The 19,591-nt window shown below is 69.6% G+C and carries 20 protein-coding genes; 13 read left to right on the top strand and 7 right to left on the bottom strand.

Features of this window, described 5'->3' with window-relative positions:
* Positions 1 to 57: 57 nt before the first annotated feature.
* A complete protein-coding gene (locus QC385_RS28935) occupies positions 58 to 720 on the bottom strand; it encodes a response regulator transcription factor (protein ID WP_279544338.1) in 663 nt (220 codons plus the stop codon).
* Complete coding sequence (locus tag QC385_RS28930) at positions 717 to 1,856, bottom strand: sensor histidine kinase (protein WP_279544337.1); 1,140 nt, start codon at positions 1,854 to 1,856, stop codon at positions 717 to 719. The genes QC385_RS28935 and QC385_RS28930 overlap by 4 nt, the downstream gene beginning before the upstream one ends.
* Positions 1,857 to 2,085: 229 nt before the next feature.
* Between QC385_RS28930 and QC385_RS28925 the strand changes: the two genes are divergently transcribed.
* Entirely contained in the window at positions 2,086 to 2,475 is a 390-nt protein-coding gene (locus tag QC385_RS28925; RefSeq protein WP_279544336.1) for a DUF6223 family protein, read from the top strand.
* Between the two features lie 205 nt (positions 2,476 to 2,680).
* On the top strand, positions 2,681 to 3,700 hold the full coding sequence (locus QC385_RS28920; RefSeq protein WP_279544335.1) for a hypothetical protein: 1,020 nt from the start codon (positions 2,681 to 2,683) through the stop codon (positions 3,698 to 3,700).
* A gap of 87 nt (positions 3,701 to 3,787) precedes the next feature.
* On the opposite strand, the gene QC385_RS28915 is transcribed toward QC385_RS28920, so the two are convergent.
* Positions 3,788 to 4,468 carry a YdcF family protein gene (locus tag QC385_RS28915; RefSeq protein WP_279544334.1) on the bottom strand — a complete coding sequence of 227 codons (681 nt, stop codon included), beginning with the start codon at positions 4,466 to 4,468 and terminating at the stop codon, positions 3,788 to 3,790.
* Positions 4,465 to 5,511 carry a helix-turn-helix domain-containing protein gene (locus tag QC385_RS28910; RefSeq protein WP_279544333.1) on the bottom strand — a complete coding sequence of 349 codons (1,047 nt, stop codon included), beginning with the start codon at positions 5,509 to 5,511 and terminating at the stop codon, positions 4,465 to 4,467. Before QC385_RS28910 ends, QC385_RS28915 begins: the two co-directional genes overlap by 4 nt.
* 119 nt (positions 5,512 to 5,630) lie before the next feature.
* Between QC385_RS28910 and QC385_RS28905 the strand changes: the two genes are divergently transcribed.
* From QC385_RS28905 to QC385_RS28895, 3 genes are read left to right on the top strand one after another with little or no spacing between them, the layout of a single operon-like run.
* Entirely contained in the window at positions 5,631 to 5,864 is a 234-nt protein-coding gene (locus tag QC385_RS28905) for a hypothetical protein (RefSeq protein WP_279544332.1), read from the top strand.
* Positions 5,864 to 6,163, top strand: coding sequence for a hypothetical protein (locus tag QC385_RS28900; protein WP_279544331.1), 300 nt, complete (start codon positions 5,864 to 5,866; stop codon positions 6,161 to 6,163). Before QC385_RS28905 ends, QC385_RS28900 begins: the two co-directional genes overlap by 1 nt.
* Complete coding sequence (locus QC385_RS28895; RefSeq protein ID WP_279544330.1) at positions 6,160 to 6,381, top strand: hypothetical protein; 222 nt, start codon at positions 6,160 to 6,162, stop codon at positions 6,379 to 6,381. Before QC385_RS28900 ends, QC385_RS28895 begins: the two co-directional genes overlap by 4 nt.
* A gap of 39 nt (positions 6,382 to 6,420) precedes the next feature.
* On the opposite strand, the gene QC385_RS28890 is transcribed toward QC385_RS28895, so the two are convergent.
* Positions 6,421 to 8,736, bottom strand: a complete 2,316-nt coding sequence (locus tag QC385_RS28890) for a (Fe-S)-binding protein (protein ID WP_279544329.1) — start codon at positions 8,734 to 8,736, stop codon at positions 6,421 to 6,423.
* A gap of 242 nt (positions 8,737 to 8,978) precedes the next feature.
* On the opposite strand from QC385_RS28890, the gene QC385_RS28885 reads away from it, so the two are divergent.
* The 8 genes from QC385_RS28885 (at position 8,979) to QC385_RS28850 (ending at position 17,560) form a co-directional block, all read left to right on the top strand.
* Complete coding sequence (locus QC385_RS28885; RefSeq protein WP_279544328.1) at positions 8,979 to 9,989, top strand: MraY family glycosyltransferase; 1,011 nt, start codon at positions 8,979 to 8,981, stop codon at positions 9,987 to 9,989.
* Between the two features lie 94 nt (positions 9,990 to 10,083).
* The gene (dnaK, locus tag QC385_RS28880) at positions 10,084 to 11,946 is read left to right on the top strand and encodes a molecular chaperone DnaK (protein WP_279544327.1); all 1,863 of its coding nucleotides are present in this window, start codon (positions 10,084 to 10,086) and stop codon (positions 11,944 to 11,946) included.
* A complete protein-coding gene (grpE, locus tag QC385_RS28875; protein WP_279544326.1) occupies positions 11,943 to 12,602 on the top strand; it encodes a nucleotide exchange factor GrpE in 660 nt (219 codons plus the stop codon). The genes dnaK and grpE overlap by 4 nt, the downstream gene beginning before the upstream one ends.
* Positions 12,603 to 12,638: 36 nt before the next feature.
* On the top strand, positions 12,639 to 13,820 hold the full coding sequence (gene dnaJ, locus QC385_RS28870; protein WP_279544325.1) for a molecular chaperone DnaJ: 1,182 nt from the start codon (positions 12,639 to 12,641) through the stop codon (positions 13,818 to 13,820).
* 5 nt (positions 13,821 to 13,825) lie between these two features.
* A complete protein-coding gene (locus QC385_RS28865; protein ID WP_086844021.1) occupies positions 13,826 to 14,278 on the top strand; it encodes a heat shock protein transcriptional repressor HspR in 453 nt (150 codons plus the stop codon).
* Between the two features lie 270 nt (positions 14,279 to 14,548).
* On the top strand, positions 14,549 to 15,658 hold the full coding sequence (locus QC385_RS28860; RefSeq protein ID WP_279544324.1) for a sugar ABC transporter substrate-binding protein: 1,110 nt from the start codon (positions 14,549 to 14,551) through the stop codon (positions 15,656 to 15,658).
* 241 nt (positions 15,659 to 15,899) lie between these two features.
* Positions 15,900 to 16,283 carry a DUF4288 domain-containing protein gene (locus QC385_RS28855; protein ID WP_279544323.1) on the top strand — a complete coding sequence of 128 codons (384 nt, stop codon included), beginning with the start codon at positions 15,900 to 15,902 and terminating at the stop codon, positions 16,281 to 16,283.
* Between the two features lie 233 nt (positions 16,284 to 16,516).
* The gene (locus tag QC385_RS28850) at positions 16,517 to 17,560 is read left to right on the top strand and encodes a helix-turn-helix transcriptional regulator (protein WP_279544322.1); all 1,044 of its coding nucleotides are present in this window, start codon (positions 16,517 to 16,519) and stop codon (positions 17,558 to 17,560) included.
* Here the strand turns inward: QC385_RS28850 and QC385_RS28845 are convergent.
* Together QC385_RS28845 and QC385_RS28840 are read right to left on the bottom strand one after the other, a co-directional pair.
* Positions 17,523 to 18,509: a helix-turn-helix transcriptional regulator gene (locus tag QC385_RS28845; RefSeq protein WP_279544320.1), complete on the bottom strand. Its 987-nt coding sequence runs from the start codon at positions 18,507 to 18,509 to the stop codon at positions 17,523 to 17,525. The two genes, QC385_RS28850 and QC385_RS28845, sit on opposite strands and share 38 nt — an antisense overlap.
* Positions 18,506 to 19,525 (bottom strand): helix-turn-helix transcriptional regulator, encoded by a 1,020-nt coding sequence (locus tag QC385_RS28840; RefSeq protein WP_279544319.1) that lies wholly within the window; start codon positions 19,523 to 19,525, stop codon positions 18,506 to 18,508. Before QC385_RS28840 ends, QC385_RS28845 begins: the two co-directional genes overlap by 4 nt.
* Positions 19,526 to 19,591: the final 66 nt, after the last annotated feature.

Below are 19,591 nucleotides of genomic sequence, written 5' to 3'. Positions count from 1 at the left end.
GGGCGGGAGTCATCCCGTGAGGGCGCGGCGGCAGTCGCGAAGGATCGCCCTTGAATGTCAGAAGCCGCGCGGAGTCACCAGACCGGACTCGTAGGCGAGGACGACCAGTTGAGCGCGGTCGCGGGCGTGGAGTTTGGTCATGGCCCGGTTGATGTGGGTCTTCGCGGTCAGCGGGCTGATCACCATGCGGTCGGCGATCTGGTCGTTGGACAGGCCCTGCGCGACCAGCGCGACGGCCTCGCGCTCGCGGACGGTCAGCTCGTCCAGCCCGGTGCCGGCGACGGTGGGGAGCGGCTGGGTGACGTACCGGTTGATCAGCTTGCGGGTGATGGACGGGGCGAGCAGCGCGTCACCGCGTGCGGCGACGCGTACGGCGTGCACGAAGTCGTCCGGCACGATGTCCTTGACGAGGAATCCCGCGGCGCCGGCGCGCAGCGCGCCGAGGACGTACTCGTCCATGCCGTAGTTGGTGAGGACGACGACGTGCACCTGGGCCAGGGCGGGGTCCGCGGCGATGCGCCGGGTGGCCTCGATGCCGTCGACGACCGGCATCTGGATGTCGATCAGCACGATGTCGGGCAGGTACTGCCTGGCGAGCGCCAGGCCCTCCGCGCCGTCGGCGGCCTCGGCCACCACCTCGATGTCGTCCTCGAGGTCGAGGAGCGCACGGAATCCGCTGCGGATGAGCGGCTGGTCGTCGACGAGCAGGACACGGATCATGACGTGTGCTCCACGGGGAGTTCGGCCTGGACGGTGAAGCCGTGCTCGCAGCCGTGCTCGTCGCGGGGCTGAGCACGCAACAGGCCGCCGAGGGCGGTGACGCGTTCACGCATGCCGAGCAGTCCCAGGCCCGGCGTCGGCACCGTGTCCGGCGTGGCCTTGCCGTCGTCGTCGACCTGGACGACGACTGAGTCGGCCCGGTAGCCGATGCGGACCGACGCGGTCGCGGCGGAGGCGTGCCGGGCGATGTTGGTCAGCGACTCCTGGACGATCCGGTAGGCGGTCCGGCCCACCGCGGCCGGCACGTCGGACGGCTCACCCTCGATCGTCAGCGTCGCGTCCAGACCGGCCCTGCTTGCCTGTTCCACCAGCTCCGGGATGTGGTCGAGCCCGCGGGGCGGGGTGGTGTCGTCGTCGCGCAGCGCCTCCAGGGTGGCGCGCAGTTCCCGGGTCGCCTCACGTCCGGCCTCCTGGATCGCCAGCAGGGCCTCGGGCACCTGTTCCCCCCGCCGTCGGGCCACGTGGACGGCGACTTCCGACTGCACCTTGATGATCGAGATCTGGTGGGTGAGCGAATCGTGCAACTCCCGGGCGATGCGCAGCCGTTCCTCGTCGGCACGGCGCCGCGCGGTCTCCTCCCGGGTGCGTTCGGCTTCGTCCGCCCGTCGCTCGGCCTGGCGCAGCGCCTCCCCGGCGGCGAACGCGGCGATCAGCCAAGCGATCTCGAGGACGTGCCGGGCCTGCGCCAACGCCTCGCCCGCAGGCCCGTCGTGGAGGACCAGCGCGGTGAGGGGAAGAACAACCAGCATGGTCACGGACGCCGCCACCGTGAGAGCACGGTGCCCGGCCCGTACCGCGCCGTACACCGCAACCAGGTACGAGACGGCCAGCACGTCGAAACCGGCCGCCTCGTACCCCACCGCGCACAGGCCCGTGGCGCCCAGGACGGCCAGCGGAGCGCGGCGGCGTGCGGCCAGCGCGAGACCGCCGGCCGCCAGCAGCGCGTAGCCGAGCACGCCGGGGTCCGCGCCGGGGTGCTCCCCGGACAGCCCGGTGCCCAGCATCAGGGCAGCCACGCCGAGGGCGATCCCCCAGTCCCTGACCGCGGCCGGGACGCCGAACCGTCCTTTGTCCATGCGCGCACCTTAGCCAGGTGCCGCCGCGGGCGAGTCCCGCTCGCGGACGAGCGGCCGGCTACCGCGCCCGCGGTATCCGCGCGGATTCTGCCGCGTCCGCAGCAGGAGCCTGCGCCATGGGCGGCAGCGCGAAGTGCCTGCGCCTGCGGGACGACCGGCGGCGGGGCCGGCGGACACGATCGGGACGTATCCGAATCCCGGAAACCAAATGCCTGTGAAGGAGAGCGACATGAACTCCCCGGAAGCCCTGACGATGTCGATCCGGCTCGTGACCGCCGCCGAGGGCTACAGCGTCCAGGGGCGAGGTCCGTCCATCGTGGCTGATCTGGTGGCGCTGGCCAGTGTGGCCATCGGCGCGCGGGCGCTGACCCGCGCCAGAGGACGTACAGGTACCAGTAGCGGGCGAACCGGTGCCGTCGTGGCCATGGCGGTCGGTCTGACCGGCGTGATCCTCGCGGGGGTGGCGCTGGCCATCGCCGACGGCGGTCCCGGCACCGGGAACGGGGTGGTCGGATCCGCCTTCGCCCTCGTGCTGGGGCTGTTCGGCATGATCCTCGGGGGTCGGGCTCGGGCGCGCTCGCGCCGGACCGGCCTGCCGGCTGACGGGCTGACCGGCTGACCGGCTGACCGGCCGTATTCACTTGGTCGGCGGAGGGGCGTCCCACGGACACGACCACTCCTCAGACTTTGGTCGCCGTCGAGTCGACCATCGGCGGATTACGCGGCCGTCCAGGGCAGCGACAGACTTGCGGATATGAACGTCCGTCAATATCCGGCTTCCCATGGCCGATGCCACCGCGGTTGCTAGGACCAGGAGCGTGGGAATGAAGACGCCACCCGATCCACCGACCGCCAGGGATACCGCTCAGGTCGGCCCGGGTGGCCGTCGGCACCGGGTGGCCCCGGTGGTGACGCTGTTCTTCATGGCTCCCTTGCTGGGCGAGGTGGTGGGCGCGGCGTTGCGCCTGAGCTATTTCGTGGAGCCCCTGCGGGTGGTCTCGATCCTGTGCTTCTACGGCGCCGGTGTCGTCCTGGTGCGCGAGATCGCGCTGCGCCTGCGGCTCAACGGGTGGGGGATGGTTCTGCTCGGTGTCGCCTACGCGCTGATCGAGGAGGGCCTCGCCCTGCAGACGATCTTCAATCCGCAGGGGATGGACGGCGAGACGATGTACGGCCGCGCCGCCGGGGTGAACTGGTTCTGGGCCGTGCTCGTGTGCGGGTACCACGTCGTCTGGAGCGTGCTCATTCCCATTGGCGTGGTGCACATCCTGTTCCCCCGGGAGAGCGGGTCCCCGTGGTTGTCGCCACGGAAGCTGCCGGTCTTCGGTGGGGTGTTCGCCCTCGGCACGGCGCTCTTCGCGCTGATTTCTCTCCTGCGGTCGGATTTCCGCCTTTCCCTCGTCGAGATCGGCGCGGTGCTCGCGATCGTGGGATTGCTGATCGGTGCCGCGTCGCGCTGCCGGGCCCGGGACACACCGCGTGTACCGCGGCGGCTGCCCGGGACGGTGCCCGCCGGGTGGACGGGGCTTGGCTTCGGACTGGTCTGGTTCGCCTTCCACCTGATGGCATTCATCGGTGGCGGCATATCGTTCGTATGGTGGGTGCTCGCGGCCGTGCTGGTCGCCATCGCCGCCGCGGCGATCGTGGCCCGTTGGATGCGGCACGGCTGGACGGCGCGGCACCAGTTGGCGGCATCCTTCGGCGCGGTGCTCGCCGCCGGACTGTTCGGACTGCTGCTGGTTTCCCTCGGGGACCGCTTGGTGGATGTGGTCTTCGAGGTGATCGTGATCGGCGGGCTCGTCGCCGGCTACGTCTGGACTCGCCGGCGAGCCGGCCCAGGCTGAGGGCTCTGCTGCACAGCACAAGAGTCGTGAGCGACTCCTGGCATGCCGGCACACGCCCTGTCCTCAGTTCGGCAGCTTGCCTGCGCGTCAGCTGCCAATAAGGCGGCTGTCGAAGCCGGCCCGCAGCAGACGCTCGTACGCGTCGTAGACCTCGCCTGGTACGTCCTGCTCGACGGCGAAGCCGAGCTTCGGATACTCGATCACCCGTTGCAGGTCTCCGACCAGCATGTCCACTACGAGTTTCTCGTCGCCGATGGACTTGATGTAGTCGTCCAGCTCCAGCGGCTCGGAGGCGCAGACGACGTCGGCCTCGGGCCACAGCTTGCGGCAGGTCGCGTACGAACGGCGCTCCATGTACGGCTTGGAGATCAGCAACAGCGACTCGACCTCGGTGCCTGCCTCGGCCAGCAGCTCCCGGGAGAAGGTGATGTTCTGGCCGGTGTTCGCGGCCTTCGACTCGACGAGGATTGCCTCGTCCGGAACCCCCAGGCTCAGGGCGTGCTCGCGATAGTGCACGGCCTCGCCGCGCGGGAACCGGGCGCGGGTGGTGGGGCTGTTGCCGCCGCTGAACACCACGACGGGGAAGAGGCCGGAACGGAACAGGTCGGCGGCTGTGGTGGCCACTCCGAGGTCGTGGCTTCCCAGGCCGATCGCCGCCGAGCAGGGCCGCACTTCATGTCCCATCCGGTGGTAGTCCCAGATCAACGTCGCGTCGTGGAACTGCTCGTCAGTGATCTGGCGCTCCGGCACTGGCACTCCCTGGCTCATCCCTGCTGGGCTCCTCGGATGCCCTCGATGCTGCGCAACTGGTGGCTCAGCCCGTACCGGCGGGCCACCTGTGCCGCCTGGTCGAGGACGGACAACCCATCATTCCGGGTCGCCGCATCCGACAGAAGGATGTGCCCATAGGCGGTGTCCAGCCGCACCCGCTGCATCGGGGAGTCGACCGTACCCGTGGTACGCGCGACCTCGATGCAATGCAGGGCCTGGTCCAGCTCACCCGCGCCTCGGTGAGCCAGAGCCAACTTCTGATGAGCCACCGACCAGTCCTCCGGTTCACCGAGCATTTCGAACTCACGCGTGGCAGCCGTCATGACCTCCGTGGCGTACGCATTGTTGCCTTCCTTGCTCAGGGCCGTACCCACCCACAGTCGCGCCCGTGCGCGGTCGCGCGGTCCGAGGCGTTCGTCGTGCGCGAGCTGCTCGTAGCGGCGGGCCGAGGCTTCAAGGCGGCCCGACATCTCCTCGACGACCGCGAGGCACAGGTCGATCTGGGCGACGCGGCGAGGAATATCGAGGTCGGTGAACATGTCGCGCGCGGTCAGGTAGGAATGGTGGGCGGACAGCGGGCCGAGGATCGCGCCCTGGTCCCGGTGCAGATCGCCGACGAGCGCTAGAGAACGGCCGTACAGATACCGACCCTTGTCGTCGAGGCTGTGGGGATCGTGACGTCCCAGCCAGCGGTTGAGCAGGATCGAGCCGAACGCGAAGTCCTGGCGACTGACGCAGACCACGGCGCGCTCGATGTCCTCGGTCCACGTTTCATGGTCAGCGGGCCGTGCCGAGTTCTGCCGGTCGGCAGACAGCATCACCTCGAAGCGGCTCTGCACAGCGGCGTCGGCTCGTGCCAGCGCGGTGTCGAGGATGGCCTGTGTGTCCGGACGCGGACGAGTCTGGACACCCAGACTTTCCCACTTGGCGACGGTCCGGAGAGCCACACCGAGATGTTCGGCAAAGGCCCGCGTGCTCATACGCAACGCCGCCCGCAGGGCACTCGCCTCCCGCCCTGTCCACTGTTGCACGCCGACCACGATCGACCTCCCTCCGTTCGTATGTAAGCACTGTCCGTGACGACGCGAGGCGGGAAGTGCGACGGAAGTGCAACAGCAGGTCATTTCGAGGCCGCTCGCGCTGCTCGACGCTATGGGCCATGCACGACGCACTCATCGCCGAACGCCACCCTGTAGCCGGCCTCCATGTCTTCGGATATCTGCGCCGCGTCACAGGTGGCATGACCGACCTGCTTCGCCTTCTCCTCCCCTACCGCGCGAACATGTTCATCGACGGCACCTCGACTGTGGCCGTGGCCCCTTACCTCGTCGCCCACCAACAGCGGCAGCAGTGCCGTGAACCGCGCGCCCTCGACGGTATGGAGGCCGCCTGATGAACACCGGCCCGCGTCGCACGCTGCGGCTCCTGCCCTGGACCGGCCCAGAAGCCAAGCCGTGTTTTCTGATCACCGACGAGGGGGGCGGACGCGTATCCCGTCTGGCCGACATCACCGAAGCGACCCAGCTCGACATGGGTGCCCAGCTCCTCGCCCACGCCGACGACCTGCTCCCCGACGCCACCGAGGCGCAACTCCGCTTCCTCGCCGAGCGGCTGGTCGAAGCCCTGCGGGACATCCTCCGTGTCGCGGAAGGCCGAGGGCAGAGGTGCAAAGAGGAGCGTCTCTTCCCATGACGCCCGCCGCCGACCAGTCTCCCGCGTCACCCGAGTGCACCCTCGCCGCCCGCCCCGGCTACCAGGACCTGCACACCGATTGCCGTCAGACGTGCGACCTGCCCCTCCCCTTCGCCCTCGGCATCCTGCTCCAGCCCCGCTGCGGCTGCCCGTGCCACCCGTACGGCAGCGGGAGCGGCAACGGCAGCCGTGGAACGCCGACGCCCCCCGCCCGATGACTCGGACAGGGGGCGTCAGGAACAACCCGCGGCAACCGCCTACTTGACCGGCTCCGGCTCCGGCGCATTCGCGGAGTCCGCCGTCCCCGCCGGCGGCTCGCCGCCGTCGTCGTCCTCGCCCTCCGCGGGCACCGGCGTCTTGACGGAGTCCAGCAGCAGCTGGGCGACGTCCACGACCGTGATGGACTCCTTCGCCTTGCCGTCGTTCTTCTTGCCGTTGACGGAGTCCGTGAGCATGACCAGGCAGAACGGGCACGCCGTCGACACGATGTCGGGGTTCACCGACAGCGCCTCGTCGACACGCTCGTTGTTGATGCGCTTGCCGATCCGCTCCTCCATCCACATCCGGGCGCCGCCCGCGCCACAGCAGAAGCCCCGCTCCTTGTGGCGGTGCATCTCCTCGTTGCGGATGCCGGGGACGCTGGCGATGATCTCGCGCGGGGGCGTGTAGATCTTGTTGTGGCGGCCCAGGTAGCAGGGGTCGTGGTAGGTGATGATGCCCTCGACCGGGGTGACCGGGATGAGCTTGCCCTCGTCCACCAGGTGCTGGAGCAGCTGCGTGTGGTGGATGACCTCGTAGTCGCCGCCGAGCTGCGGGTACTCGTTGCCGAGCGTGTTGAGGCAGTGCGGGCAAGTGGCGACGATCTTCTTCGCGGACTTCGGCTTCGCCGACTCGGGCGTCACCTTGCCGTCGTCGTCCATCTCCTCGCCGAACGCCATGTTCAGGGCCATGACGTTCTCCATGCCGAGCTCCTGGAACAGGGGCTCGTTGCCGAGACGCCGGGCGGAGTCACCGGTGCACTTCTCGTCGCCGCCCATGATGGCGAACTTGACGCCCGCGATGTGGAGCAGCTCCGCGAAGGCCTTCGTGGTCTTCTTCGCGCGGTCCTCCAGGGCGCCGGCGCAGCCGACCCAGTAGAGGTACTCGACCTCGGACAGGTCCTCGATGTCCTTGCCGACGACCGGGACCTCGAAGTCGACCTCCTTGAGCCACTCCAGGCGCTGCTTCTTCGCCAGGCCCCAGGGGTTGCCCTTCTTCTCCAGGTTCTTGAGCATCGTGCCCGCCTCGGACGGGAACGCGGACTCGATCATCACCTGGTAGCGGCGCATGTCGACGATGTGGTCGACGTGCTCGATGTCCACCGGGCACTGCTCGACGCAGGCACCGCAGGTGGTGCAGGACCACAGGACGTCCGGGTCGATGACGCCGTTGTCCTCCAGCGTGCCGACCAGGGGACGCTCGGCCTCCGCGAGGGCGGCGGCGGGCACACCGGCCAGCTGCTCCTCGGACGCCTTCTCCTCGCCCTCCATCGTCTTGCCGCCGCCGGCCAACAGGTACGGCGCCTTGGCGTGCGCGTGGTCGCGCAGCGACATGATCAGCAGCTTGGGGGAGAGGGGCTTGCCCGTGTTCCACGCGGGGCACTGCGACTGGCAGCGGCCGCACTCGGTGCACGTGGAGAAGTCCAGCAGGCCCTTCCAGGAGAACTGCTCGACCTGGGAGACGCCGAAGACGTCGTCGTCGCCCGGGTCGGTGAAGTCGATCGGCTTGCCGCCGGAGGTCATCGGCTGGAGGGCGCCCAGCGCCGTCCCGCCCGTCGCCTCGCGCTTGAACCAGATGTTCGGGAAGGCCAGGAAGCGGTGCCAGGCGACACCCATGTTGGTGTTCAGGCTGACCGTGATCATCCAGATCATGGTCGTGCCCAGCTTGATCATCGCGAAGAAGTAGACGAGGTTCTGAAGCGCCGCCACGCTCAGGCCCTTGAAGGCCAGGACCAGCGGGTACGAGGCGAAGTACGCGGCCTCGTAGCCGTCCACGTGGTGGAGCGCGCCCTCCAGGCCCCGCAGGACGTAGATGGCCAGGCCGATCGTGAGGATGACGTACTCGACGAAGTACGCCTGGCCCATCTTCGAGCCGGCGAAGCGGGACTTGCGGCCCGGCCGCGACGGCAGGTTCAGCAGGCGGATCACCATCAGCGTGGCGATGCCGAGCGTCGTCATGGCCGCGATGAACTCGATGTAGAGCTCATAGGGGAGGAAGCCGCCGAGCACCGGCAGCGTCCAGTCGGCCTGGAACAGCTGGCCGTACGCGGTGATGATCGTCGGCGGCAGCGTCAGGAAGCCGATCGCCACGAACCAGTGGGCGATGCCGACGATGCCCCACCGGTTCATGCGCGTGTGGCCGAGGAACTCCTTCACCAGGGTCACGCTGCGCTGGTAGGGGTTGTCGGTCCGGGTACCGGCGGGCACGGGCTGGCCCAGCTTGAAGTACCGGACGAACTGGCCGATCGCGCGTGCGAGCAGCGCGACGCCGACCACGGTCAAGACCAGCGACACGATGATCGCGGCGAGTTGCATGGGGGCTCCTCGGGCCTGCGAGGGTCTGTCGGGGGAAACCTGTCGTTATCGAGGGTTCCCCGAGATTACTAAGCGGTAACTTATGCAGTCCGTCTGAGACTACCCCTATCTTCCGCCGCACTGTAGCCGGGTGGGCAGTGATCTGAATCGCTGAGGGTTGCCTCAGGAACCGTCCGGATCCGCACCGCGATCCCGCCGTGTTATTCATACCGAATTGTCATAGTGACGCCTAACTTATATCCGTGCTCTATGGGATTACCGCCGCCGCCACCGCCCTCCTCCTCACCGCCCTGCTCGCGGCCCTCCTCCGGACCCCCGCCCGGCGGCTGCGGCTGGTCGAGCGGCGGCGGCAGCGGGAGGTGCCGTTGTCGGGGGGTGTGGCCGTCGTGGCCGTCGCCGGGTCGGTCGTGGGTGTCAGGGAGTGGGGCTCGGTCGGGAGCGGGATCGGAGGGCTGCTCGTCGCCGGTGGTGCGGTCGCCCTGCTCGGGCTCGTCGACGACGTGTGGCGGCTGCGGCGGCGGGTGCTGGCCGCCGGTACGGGCGTGGCGGCCGCGTGTGTCGTGCCGTACGCGGAGGCGGGGGTGGGGACCGGGCTGCTCGGGGTCCTGTGGGTCGTGGGGGTGACGTTCGCCTTCCGGGGGCTCGACCACGCCGACGGGCTCGCGGGGGCGGCCGGGGTCGTCGCCGCCTTCGGGGTGGCGGCCTGTGCCGCCGTGGACGTGATGGACGGGATCGCGGCGCTGATGAGCGTGCTGGCCGCCGCCCTGACCGGGTTCCTGCTGCACAACTGGCACCCCGCGCGCGTGGCGCTGGGCAGTTGCGGGTCCATGTCCGCGGGGTTCGTGATCGCCGTGGCCGCCGTGCACGTCCGCGCCGGGTTCGGCGTGGCGGAAAGCGCCGGGGTGCTCTTCGCGCTGACGGCCGTGGTGTGTGCCGACGCCCTACTGGTGCTGCTGTCGCGGCGGTTGGGCGGGCGGGCGGTTCTCCGGAGCGGGCCGGATCACCTCGCGCACCGGCTGCGGCGGCTCGGTCTCACCGTGCCCGGGGTCACGCTGCTGCTGGCGGCCGGGGCGGTCTCCGGTGCGCTCGTCGGGGTACTCGCGCATGCCGGCCGAGTCGGCGGCGACGCCCTGTGGTGGGTGGCCGGAGTGGCTCTCGTGGCCGTGTTCGTTCTCTCCCGTGTTCCTGTGTACGCCGATCGACGCACCGTATCGCCGCAGGTCAGAGCGTCGTTGCGTGTAAGGAACGGATAAGACTTGAGCCAGGTCGACTCAGCTCTGTTGACCGGTGGGGAGCCGTCGTGCACACTTGAGTCCGTTCCACTCAAGTCAGCTGGAGGAATCAACCATGGCACGTGCGGTCGGCATCGACCTGGGCACGACTAACTCCGTCGTCAGCGTTCTGGAGGGCGGCGAGCCCACCGTCATCACCAACGCCGAGGGCGCCAGGACCACGCCGTCCGTCGTCGCCTTCGCCAAGAACGGTGAGGTGCTCGTCGGAGAGGTGGCCAAGCGTCAGGCGGTCACCAACGTGGACCGGACCATTCGCTCGGTCAAGCGGCACATGGGCACCGACTGGAAGATCGAGCTGGACGGGAAGCCCTTCAACCCGCAGCAGATCAGCGCCTTCGTGCTCCAGAAGCTGAAGCGGGACGCCGAGTCCTACCTGGGCGAGAAGGTGACCGACGCGGTCATCACCGTCCCGGCGTACTTCAACGACTCCGAGCGCCAGGCCACGAAGGAGGCCGGTGAGATCGCCGGTCTGAACGTGCTGCGCATCGTCAACGAGCCGACCGCGGCCGCGCTGGCGTACGGCCTCGACAAGGACGACCAGACCATCCTGGTCTTCGACCTCGGTGGCGGTACGTTCGACGTCTCGCTGCTGGAGATCGGCGACGGTGTCGTCGAGGTGAAGGCCACCAACGGTGACAACCACCTCGGTGGTGACGACTGGGACCAGCGCATCGTCGACTACCTGGTCCAGCAGTTTCAGTCCGGCCACGGCGTGGACCTGGGCAAGGACAAGATGGCCCTCCAGCGTCTGCGCGAGGCCGCCGAGAAGGCGAAGATCGAGCTGTCCTCGTCCACCGAGACCTCGATCAACCTGCCCTACATCACCGCCTCCGCCGAGGGCCCCCTGCACCTCGACGAGAAGCTCACCCGCGCCCAGTTCCAGCAGCTGACCGCGGACCTCCTGGAGCGCTGCAAGACGCCGTTCCACAACGTCATCAAGGACGCCGGCATCTCCATCAGCGAGATCGACCACGTCGTCCTGGTCGGCGGCTCGACCCGTATGCCCGCCGTCGCCGAGCTCGTCAGGGAGCTGACCGGCGGCAAGGACGCCAACAAGGGCGTCAACCCGGACGAGGTCGTCGCCATCGGCGCCGCCCTCCAGGCCGGTGTCCTCAAGGGCGAGGTCAAGGACGTCCTGCTCCTCGACGTCACCCCGCTGTCCCTCGGTATCGAGACCAAGGGCGGCATCATGACCAAGCTCATCGAGCGCAACACCACGATCCCGACCAAGCGGTCCGAGATCTTCACGACGGCCGAGGACAACCAGCCGTCCGTGCAGATCCAGGTCTACCAGGGCGAGCGCGAGATCGCGGCGTACAACAAGAAGCTCGGGATGTTCGAGCTGACCGGTCTGCCCCCGGCGCCCCGCGGCGTCCCGCAGATCGAGGTCTCCTTCGACATCGACGCCAACGGCATCATGCACGTGACCGCGAAGGACCTGGGCACGGGCAAGGAGCAGAAGATGACCGTCACCGGCGGCTCCTCGCTGCCGAAGGACGAGGTCGACCGCATGCGCCAGGAGGCCGAGCAGTACGCGGAGGAGGACCACAAGCGCCGCGAGGCCGCCGAGGCCCGCAACCAGGGCGAGCAGCTCGTCTACCAGACGGAGAAGTTCCTCAAGGACAACGAGGACAAGGTCCCCGGCGACATCAAGACCGAGGTCGAGGAAGCCGTCGGTGAGCTGAAGGAGAAGCTCAAGGGCGAGGACACGGCCGAGATCCGCACCGCCACGGAGAAGGTCGCCGCCGTCTCGCAGAAGCTCGGCCAGGCGATGTACGCCGACGCGAACGCCGCGCAGGCCGCCGGCGGCGACTCCGCCGGAGCCGGCGCGGGTGCCGGTGCCGGTGACGCGAAGGCCGACGACGACGTCGTCGACGCCGAGATCGTGGACGAGGACCGGAAGGATGGTGCCGCGTGACGGAGGAGACCCCGGGCTTCGACGAGCAGCAGCCCGACGTCCCTTCCGGCGCCACCTCCGACGACGCCGAGCCGAAGGCCGCCGACTCCCCCTCGACGGAGGAGGGGGCGGCCCCGGCCGGGGACACGGGCCAGGACGCGGCTCTGGTGGCCCAGCTGGACCAGGCCCGCACGGCGCTCAACGAGCGCACGGCGGACCTCCAGCGCCTCCAGGCCGAGTTCCAGAACTACCGCCGCCGGGTCGAGCGCGACCGGATCGCGGTCAAGGAGATCGCCATCGCGAATCTCCTGACCGAGCTCCTGCCCGTGCTCGACGACATCGGCCGCGCGCGTGAACACGGCGAACTCGTCGGCGGCTTCAAGTCCGTCGCCGAGTCGCTGGAGAGCACGGCGGCCAAGATGGGCCTCCAGCAGTTCGGCAAGGAGGGCGAGCCCTTCGACCCGACGATCCACGAAGCCCTGATGCACAGCTACGCACCGGACGTCACCGAGACGACGTGCGTCGCGATCCTGCAGCCCGGGTACCGGATCGGCGAGCGCACCATCCGCCCCGCGCGGGTGGCGGTGGCCGAGCCCCAGCCGGGGGCACAGACGGTCAAGGCGGACGAGACCGCCGAAGCCGACGACAAGGAGAGCGGTGGCCCGGAAGAGGGCTGACGTCATAGCGGACGAAGGGAAGGAGGGGCGTCGAGGATGAGCACCAAGGACTTCATCGAGAAGGACTACTACAAGGTCCTCGGCGTCCCCAAGGACGCCACCGAGGCCGAGATCAAGAAGGCGTACCGGAAGCTCGCCCGCGAGTACCACCCGGACGCCAACAAGGGCAACGTCAAGGCCGAGGAGCGCTTCAAGGAGATCTCCGAGGCCAATGACATCCTCGGCGATCCCAAGAAGCGCAAGGAGTACGACGAGGCACGCGCCCTCTTCGGCAACGGCGGCTTCCGCCCGGGGCCCGGCGCGGGCGGCGGCTCCTTCAACTTCGACCTGGGCGACCTCTTCGGAGGCGCCCCGGGCGGCGGCCAGGGAGCCGGCGGTTTCGGCGGTGGACTCGGTGACGTCTTCGGGGGCCTGTTCAACCGTGGCGGCGCGGGCCCGGGGACGCGCACGCAGCCCCGGCGCGGCCAGGACATCGAGTCCGAGGTCACGCTGAGCTTCACGGAGGCGATCGAGGGCGCGACCGTCCCGCTGCGGATGTCCTCGCAGTCGCCCTGCAAGGCCTGCTCGGGCACCGGCGACAAGAACGGCACCCCGCGGGTGTGCCCGACCTGCGTCGGCACCGGGCAGGTCGCCCGGGGCAGCGGCGGTGGCTTCTCCCTCACCGACCCCTGCCCGGACTGCAAGGGCCGCGGCCTGATCGCGGAGAACGCCTGCGAGGTCTGCAAGGGCAGCGGTCGGGCCAAGTCCTCGCGGACCATGCAGGTGCGCATCCCCGCGGGTGTCAGCGACGGCCAGCGGATCCGGCTGCGCGGCAAGGGAGCGCCGGGCGAGCGCGGCGGCCCGGCGGGCGATCTGTACGTGGTCGTGCACGTCGACTCCCACCCGGTGTTCGGCCGCAAGGACGACAACCTCACCGTCACCGTCCCGGTGACCTTCGCCGAGGCGGCCCTCGGCGGCGAGGTCCGGGTGCCGACGCTGGGCGGCCCGCCCGTCACGCTGAAGCTCCCGCCGGGCACGCCGAACGGCCGTACGATGCGTGCCCGGGGCAAGGGCGCGGTCCGCAAGGACGGCACCCGCGGCGACCTCCTGGTCACCGTCGAGGTGAGTGTTCCGAAGGACCTGACGGGGAAGGCTCGTGACGCGCTCGAGGCGTATCGCGAGGCGACCGCGGGTGAGGATCCGCGGGCGGAGCTGTTCCAGGCCGCGAAGGGAGCATGACTGAGATGGACGGTCGTCGACGCAACCCGTATGAACTGACCGAGGAGACCCCGGTCTACGTCATCTCGGTGGCGGCCCAGCTGTCCGGCCTGCACCCGCAGACCCTGCGCCAGTACGACCGCCTGGGGCTGGTGTCTCCGGACCGCACCGCGGGCCGGGGCCGCCGCTACTCGGCCCGGGACATCCAACTGCTGCGCACCGTCCAGCAGCTGTCGCAGGACGAGGGCATCAACCTGGCGGGCATCAAGCGCATCATCGAACTGGAGAACCAGGTCGCCGCGCTCCAGGCCCGGGTGGCCGAGCTGGAGGACGCGCTCGACGGCGCGGCGGCGGCCATGCGGCAGCGCGAGGCGGCGGTGCACGCGTCGTACCGCCGTGATCTCGTGCCGTACCAGGAGGTCCAGCAGACCAGCGCGCTGGTCGTGTGGCGGCCGAAGCGGCAGCAGCAGTCCGACTGACGCGCGCACGCCTGCGAGAAGGGCCGGGAGAACACTCCCGGCCCTTTTCATATGTCTTGGGGCGTTTTCGCCGGGCCTCCTGCCGATGACCGGATGGTGCAAGTCACTTGGAGATGATTCCGCAGAGTCTTCACAACCGCTGCGGAGCGTGGTGTTGTCATCTCGTTAAGTGGTTCCGCTTGACGCTGGGGGGCGCGTCCGCGTTGGCTTTTCAGTCACATGGGCCACAAAGTGTGCCCACGTCCCAATCACACGCGAAGTGAGCTCCGCATGCGTCGTCGTATCTCCATATCCGTGGCCGCGGCCGCGATGTCCGTCACGCTCGCCGGCTGCGGCGTGCTCAACGCGACCGGGAGCAGTGACGACGCGAGCCCGACGAAGGGCAACGACATCACGGTGGGCCTGCTGCTCCCGGAGAAGGCGAACACGCGGTACGAGAACTTCGACTACCCCATCATCAAGACGAAGGTCGAGTCCCTCACCAACGACCAGGGCCGCGTCGAGTACGCCAACGCGGAGGCGAGCGCCGACAGGCAGGCCGACCAGTTGCAGCAGATGATCGACGACCGGGTCGACGTGATCCTGCTGGACGCCGTCGACTCGCACGCCATCGCCGACGGGGTGAAGAAGGCCAAGGACGCCGGCATCCCGGTCATCGCCTACGACCGGCTGGCCGAGGGCCCGATCGACGCGTACATCTCCTTCGACAACGAACTGGTCGGCGAGGTCCAGGGGCGCACCCTGCTGGAGGCCATCGGCGAGGACGCGAGCCTCTCCGACAAGATCGTCATGATGAACGGCTCGTCGACGGACCCGAACGCCAAGCAGTTCAAGGCCGGTGCGATGTCCGAGCTGAACGGCAAGGTGACGATCGCCCAGTCCTTCGACACCAAGGACTGGAAGCCGGAGAACGCGCAGGCCAACATGGCCGAGGCGATCGAGAAGATCGGCAAGGACAACATCGACGCGGTGTACTCCGCCAACGACGGCATGGCCGGCGGCATCGTCAAGGCGCTGGAGGCCGCAGGCGTGACCGACCTGCCGCCGATCACCGGTCAGGACGCGGAGCTCCCGGCGGTGCAGCGGATCATCGCCGGCGAGCAGTACATGAGCGTGTACAAGTCGTACCCGCAGGAGGCCGAGAACGCCGCGGAGATGGCCGTGGCCAGGGTCCAGGGCCGCGACATCCAGTTCGCCGCCCTCACCCGCGACAAGGTCGACAGCCCCACCCACAAGGCCATTCCCGCCCAGCTCGTGCCGGTGGTCGCCCTGACGAAGTCCAACATCAAGGACACGGTCGTGGCCGACGAGGTCTACAAGCTGGCGGACATCTGCACGGCGAAGTACAAGGCGGCCTGCGAGGCGATCGGGCTGAAGTAGGCGGCCCACGGGCGGGGGGCTGACGGGGGACCGCCAACCTCCTTGCCGCGCGTCCTGGCGTCCGCCGACGACCTGGCCGCCGCCCGGAACTGCCGTGCCGGGGACAACCCGACGAGGTCGCCGGCGAGCGGAGGCGGGCGACCGGGATGATGTGGGGGCGTGGAAGCTGCTGAACGACCGCCGCTTCGACGAGTGGCGGAGGCCGTTCGGCGCGTGGACCGACGTGCGGACAGGAGCGAGCGTGACCGACCGAACCGGTGCCGAGCAGCCGGGCCCGCAGCCCTACATCGCCCTGGTGGTGATGGAGGCGACCACCGCTTCCCCCGCGGCCGGGGCAGAGGAGCAGCCCCTGTACCAGGAGAACATCGTCCTGGTACACGCGACCGACGAGCGGTCCGCCAGGGAGCGGGTCGAGCGGCGGGCGCACGAGGCGGAGACGAGCTACGTGAACGACCGGCAGGAGACGGTCACCTGGCGGCTCCGGGCGATCGTCGACGTGAAGGAGGCCGAGGACACCGATCTCGGCCGTGACGCCGACCTGTACACGCGGCACTTCCGCGACTGGGCGGCGTACGAACGGGTGGAGTCACTGCTCGCCCGCGACGGCGGCAGCGACGGCGCCTAGCCGCGAACAGCCGCTCGGCCCGGGCCGGGCACGGGGACGGACACCGTTCCCCGTGCCCGGCCCGGGCGCGTTTGGCGGGGTCACCGTCACCGGTACGGAGTCGGCCCGGCTCAAGTGGGGCTCGAACAAGAGGGAACGGAACGCTGCCGCGGTGGAGCCGTGTTGCGGAGCAGGGGCAGGCCGCGCATAGTTGCGGCTGCGGCAAGGCGGCGAAACCGGGGGTGGGATGGGCGATGGCCGGGCACGGGGCGGAGGAGCATCCTCACGGTGCTGACCGGCTGTGCGAGGCGGGGGACCGTGTGTACTCCCGGGCCGTACGCCGGGGCCGTGTGCCGCGCCGGGACGCGGATCCGGTGCCCTGCCTGCTGGAACTCGCCCTGCTGCACCCGGATCCCGACGACATGGACTGGCTGGTGCCGACCTCCCCGCAGGAGGTCATGACCCGGCTGCTGCGCGGGATGTACGACGAGGTCAGCGCGAGTCAGCGGCGGGTGGGTTCGGCCGTCGCGGCGTTCGAGTGGTACGCCGGGCTGGGGCGTCAGGTGCAGCCGGCCCCGTCGGCGGGCGAGGGCTCGGCGATCCGGGTGCTGGACGGCCTGGCCCGGATCCAGGCCGCGATGGACGAGGCGACCCAGGCGTGCACGACCGAGGTGCTCACGGTGCAGCCCGGCGGCATCCGGCGCGAGGCGGAACTCTCCGAGGGGCTGCACCGGGCGCTGACGCTGCGCGGCCGTGGCGTGCGGATGCGGGACCTGTACACGCATGTCGCCCGGCACGGGCAGGGGCTGCTGAACTACCTGGAGCTGATGGGCGACGCGGTGGAGGCGCGCACGCTGGACGAGGTGATCGACCGGCTGATCCTCTTCGACCGGACGGTGGCCTTCATCCCCGCCAACACCGACCGCACGATGGCCCTGGAGCTACGGCACCCGGCGATCGTCGAGTACCTGGTCACGGTGTTCGAGCGGCTCTGGCGCCTGGCCATCCCGCTGACCGCCCCGCTCCCGGACACCGGCATCGAGGGCATCTCCCACCGCGAGCAGTCCATCGCCGCGCTGCTGGCGGAGGGACACCAGGACGCGGTGATCGCGGAACGGCTGGGGATCAGCGTGCGGACGTGCCGGGCGCACATCGCCCGGCTGTCGGAGACGCTGGGGGCGGCGAGCCGTACGCAGTTGGGTGTGCGGATCGCCCAGGTGGGCCTGGACGGCCCCCCGCAGCCGGCGGCCTCCCCGACCCTCAGCGCTCCTGGTCAAGAATCCCGGACTGCCCGATGAGATAGCCCAGTTGAGCCCTGCTCTGACTGCCCAGCGTCGCGGCGAGCTTGGCGATGTGGACGCGGGCGGTGCGGATGTTCATGCCGAGCCGGTCGGCGATGACGGCGTCGGTGTGGCCTTCGGTGAGGAGGGCGGCTATGGCGCGTTGGCGGGCGGTGATGCCCTCGGGGGAGGGCTCGGGTGCGGCTTCGGGAAACATGGGGGTGGCCAGGCGCCAGAGGCGGTCGAAGGTGGTGGCCAGGTGGTCGACGATGGCCGGTTGCCGGATCTCCAGGGCCAGCCCGCCGTCCTTGTCGGCCGGCACGAAGGCCACGGCGCGGTCGACGAGGATGAGACGGTCGGGGACTTCGTCCAGCGAGCGCGCTTCGACGTCACCCTTCAGACGCTCGTGACGGGCGGTGATCGTCGGGAAGTGGCGCATCGTGTGCGGGTACAGGGTGCGCAGGCGGCAGCCGCGGTCCAGCGCGGCCTGATCGCGGCCGAAGGCCGTGGCGTCGGCCACTTGCCCGCGTTCGCCGGTGAGTCCTGCGCGGGGCTGGACGCTGGCTGTCTCCTCAGAGGCTTCGGCCATGGCTTCGGTGATGGCCTGGTTGATCCGCTCCGTGCCGGTGAGCAGCCGGATCGTGGGGGTGTCGGTGACCGCGGGGTGCGGGCCGGCTGTCCTCATCAGGGAGCCGAACGTCTCGGCCAGTCGTGCCTCACGCCGCCGCTCGCTCGCGATCCGCTCCTCGGAGGTCCGCAGCAGCCGGTGCAGCGCGACGACCGGGGCGACGGGCTCCAGCCGGATCGGTTCGTCGACGGCGGGGTGCAGCAGCCCCAGGTCGACGAGGCAGGGGGCCGCCTGGGCCTCCTCGGCCGACAACCGCCCCTGTCGCAGGGCCCGTTCGTACAGCTCCGTGCCCGCGGAGCACAGGTCCTCCATGCCGTGCTCGCGGTGCGGCGCGCTCACTCGGGCGCTCCCTCCCGCTCCAGGATTCCCGACTGCGCGATGAGATAGCCGAGTTGGGCCCGGCTGCCGCTGCCCAGGAGCGAGGCCAGTTTGGCTATGTGGGCTCGGCATGTCCGCACGTTCATGCCCAGACGGCGGGCGATGGCCTCGTCGACGTGACCCTCGACGAGGAGCTTGGCGATGGAGTACTGGATCTCAGTGATGCCGTCCGGCGCGATCTCGTAGGGAGTGCTCTCGCTCAGCGGGACCGCGCGGTTCCACATGAACTCGAACACCTTGATCAGGTAGCGGATGATCCCCGGGTGCCGCAGTTCCAGCGCGACCTGCTGGTCGTCGCGGGTGGGGATGAAAGCGACGGTCTCGTCGCAGATGATGAGGCGTTCCACGAGCTCGTCGATCGTGCGGTATTCCGCCTTGCCGTCGGCGAGCCGGGCGGAGTAGGCCAGTTGCTCCGGGTTGTACCGGGCGGTGTGCTGGTACACCGTGCGTATCCGCACACCGCGTTCTATCAGCGGCCGGTCGCGCATCATCCCCTGGAGGAGGCTGTGTTCGGACACGCGGTCGCTCGGTTGCAGCGTGAGCATCTCGCTCTGGCACTGGGACGTGGCCATATTCAGCGCGGCGTTGATCCGCTCACCGCCTTCCAGGACGGTGATGGAGTCGCTGGTCGTGGCCATTTGCGCGCCGAGCGTCATGAACGGCTGAAAGGTCTCCGCGAGTTCGACCGCCCTCCGCCTGCGCGCCGCTATCTCCTGTTCCAGGGGGTTGAGCTGCCGTGAGAGGGCCACCACGGGGGGAACCGGCCGCAGCCAGGTCGGATCGTCGGGATCGGGGTGGAGCAGGGCCAGCTCGATCAGACAGGGAGCAGGGTCGGCGTCCTCGCGCGCCAGGCGTCCGGCGCGCAGCGCGATGGTGTATAGACGGCCGCCTTCCTCGCACAACTCCGTAATCGGATGGGGATGTGTCGCATTAGTCTGATTCGATCCCAAATCTCCACCCCCCAGGGTCCTGAACATGCAGGAACATGATGCATTGATTCTGTGGCCATGACGTGCCCGAATGAGCCATCGTCGTACCTGACG

The organism is Streptomyces sp. DH10 (genome assembly GCF_029813805.1).
Taxonomy (GTDB): Bacteria; Actinomycetota; Actinomycetes; order Streptomycetales; family Streptomycetaceae; genus Streptomyces; species Streptomyces coeruleofuscus.
The sequence above is the reverse complement of the archived record's forward strand: the minus strand, read 5'-3'. Positions and strand labels throughout refer to the sequence as shown.

What these genes read in the sequence shown, in the direction of transcription:
- QC385_RS28890 (WP_279544329.1), bottom strand. Translation starts at nt 8,736, where the DNA reads ATGCAACTCGCCGCGATCATCGTGTCGCTGGTCTTGACCGTGGTCGGC.
- QC385_RS28935 (WP_279544338.1), bottom strand. Translation starts at nt 720, where the DNA reads ATGATCCGTGTCCTGCTCGTCGACGACCAGCCGCTCATCCGCAGCGGA.
- QC385_RS28895 (WP_279544330.1), top strand. Translation starts at nt 6,160, where the DNA reads ATGACGCCCGCCGCCGACCAGTCTCCCGCGTCACCCGAGTGCACCCTC.
- QC385_RS28920 (WP_279544335.1), top strand. Translation starts at nt 2,681, where the DNA reads ATGAAGACGCCACCCGATCCACCGACCGCCAGGGATACCGCTCAGGTC.
- QC385_RS28860 (WP_279544324.1), top strand. Translation starts at nt 14,549, where the DNA reads ATGCGTCGTCGTATCTCCATATCCGTGGCCGCGGCCGCGATGTCCGTC.
- QC385_RS28905 (WP_279544332.1), top strand. Translation starts at nt 5,631, where the DNA reads ATGCACGACGCACTCATCGCCGAACGCCACCCTGTAGCCGGCCTCCAT.
- QC385_RS28850 (WP_279544322.1), top strand. Translation starts at nt 16,517, where the DNA reads ATGGCCGGGCACGGGGCGGAGGAGCATCCTCACGGTGCTGACCGGCTG.
- QC385_RS28840 (WP_279544319.1), bottom strand. Translation starts at nt 19,525, where the DNA reads ATGTTCAGGACCCTGGGGGGTGGAGATTTGGGATCGAATCAGACTAAT.
- QC385_RS28865 (WP_086844021.1), top strand. Translation starts at nt 13,826, where the DNA reads ATGGACGGTCGTCGACGCAACCCGTATGAACTGACCGAGGAGACCCCG.
- QC385_RS28900 (WP_279544331.1), top strand. Translation starts at nt 5,864, where the DNA reads ATGAACACCGGCCCGCGTCGCACGCTGCGGCTCCTGCCCTGGACCGGC.
- QC385_RS28915 (WP_279544334.1), bottom strand. Translation starts at nt 4,468, where the DNA reads ATGAGCCAGGGAGTGCCAGTGCCGGAGCGCCAGATCACTGACGAGCAG.
- dnaK (WP_279544327.1), top strand. Translation starts at nt 10,084, where the DNA reads ATGGCACGTGCGGTCGGCATCGACCTGGGCACGACTAACTCCGTCGTC.
- QC385_RS28925 (WP_279544336.1), top strand. Translation starts at nt 2,086, where the DNA reads ATGAACTCCCCGGAAGCCCTGACGATGTCGATCCGGCTCGTGACCGCC.
- QC385_RS28930 (WP_279544337.1), bottom strand. Translation starts at nt 1,856, where the DNA reads ATGGACAAAGGACGGTTCGGCGTCCCGGCCGCGGTCAGGGACTGGGGG.
- dnaJ (WP_279544325.1), top strand. Translation starts at nt 12,639, where the DNA reads ATGAGCACCAAGGACTTCATCGAGAAGGACTACTACAAGGTCCTCGGC.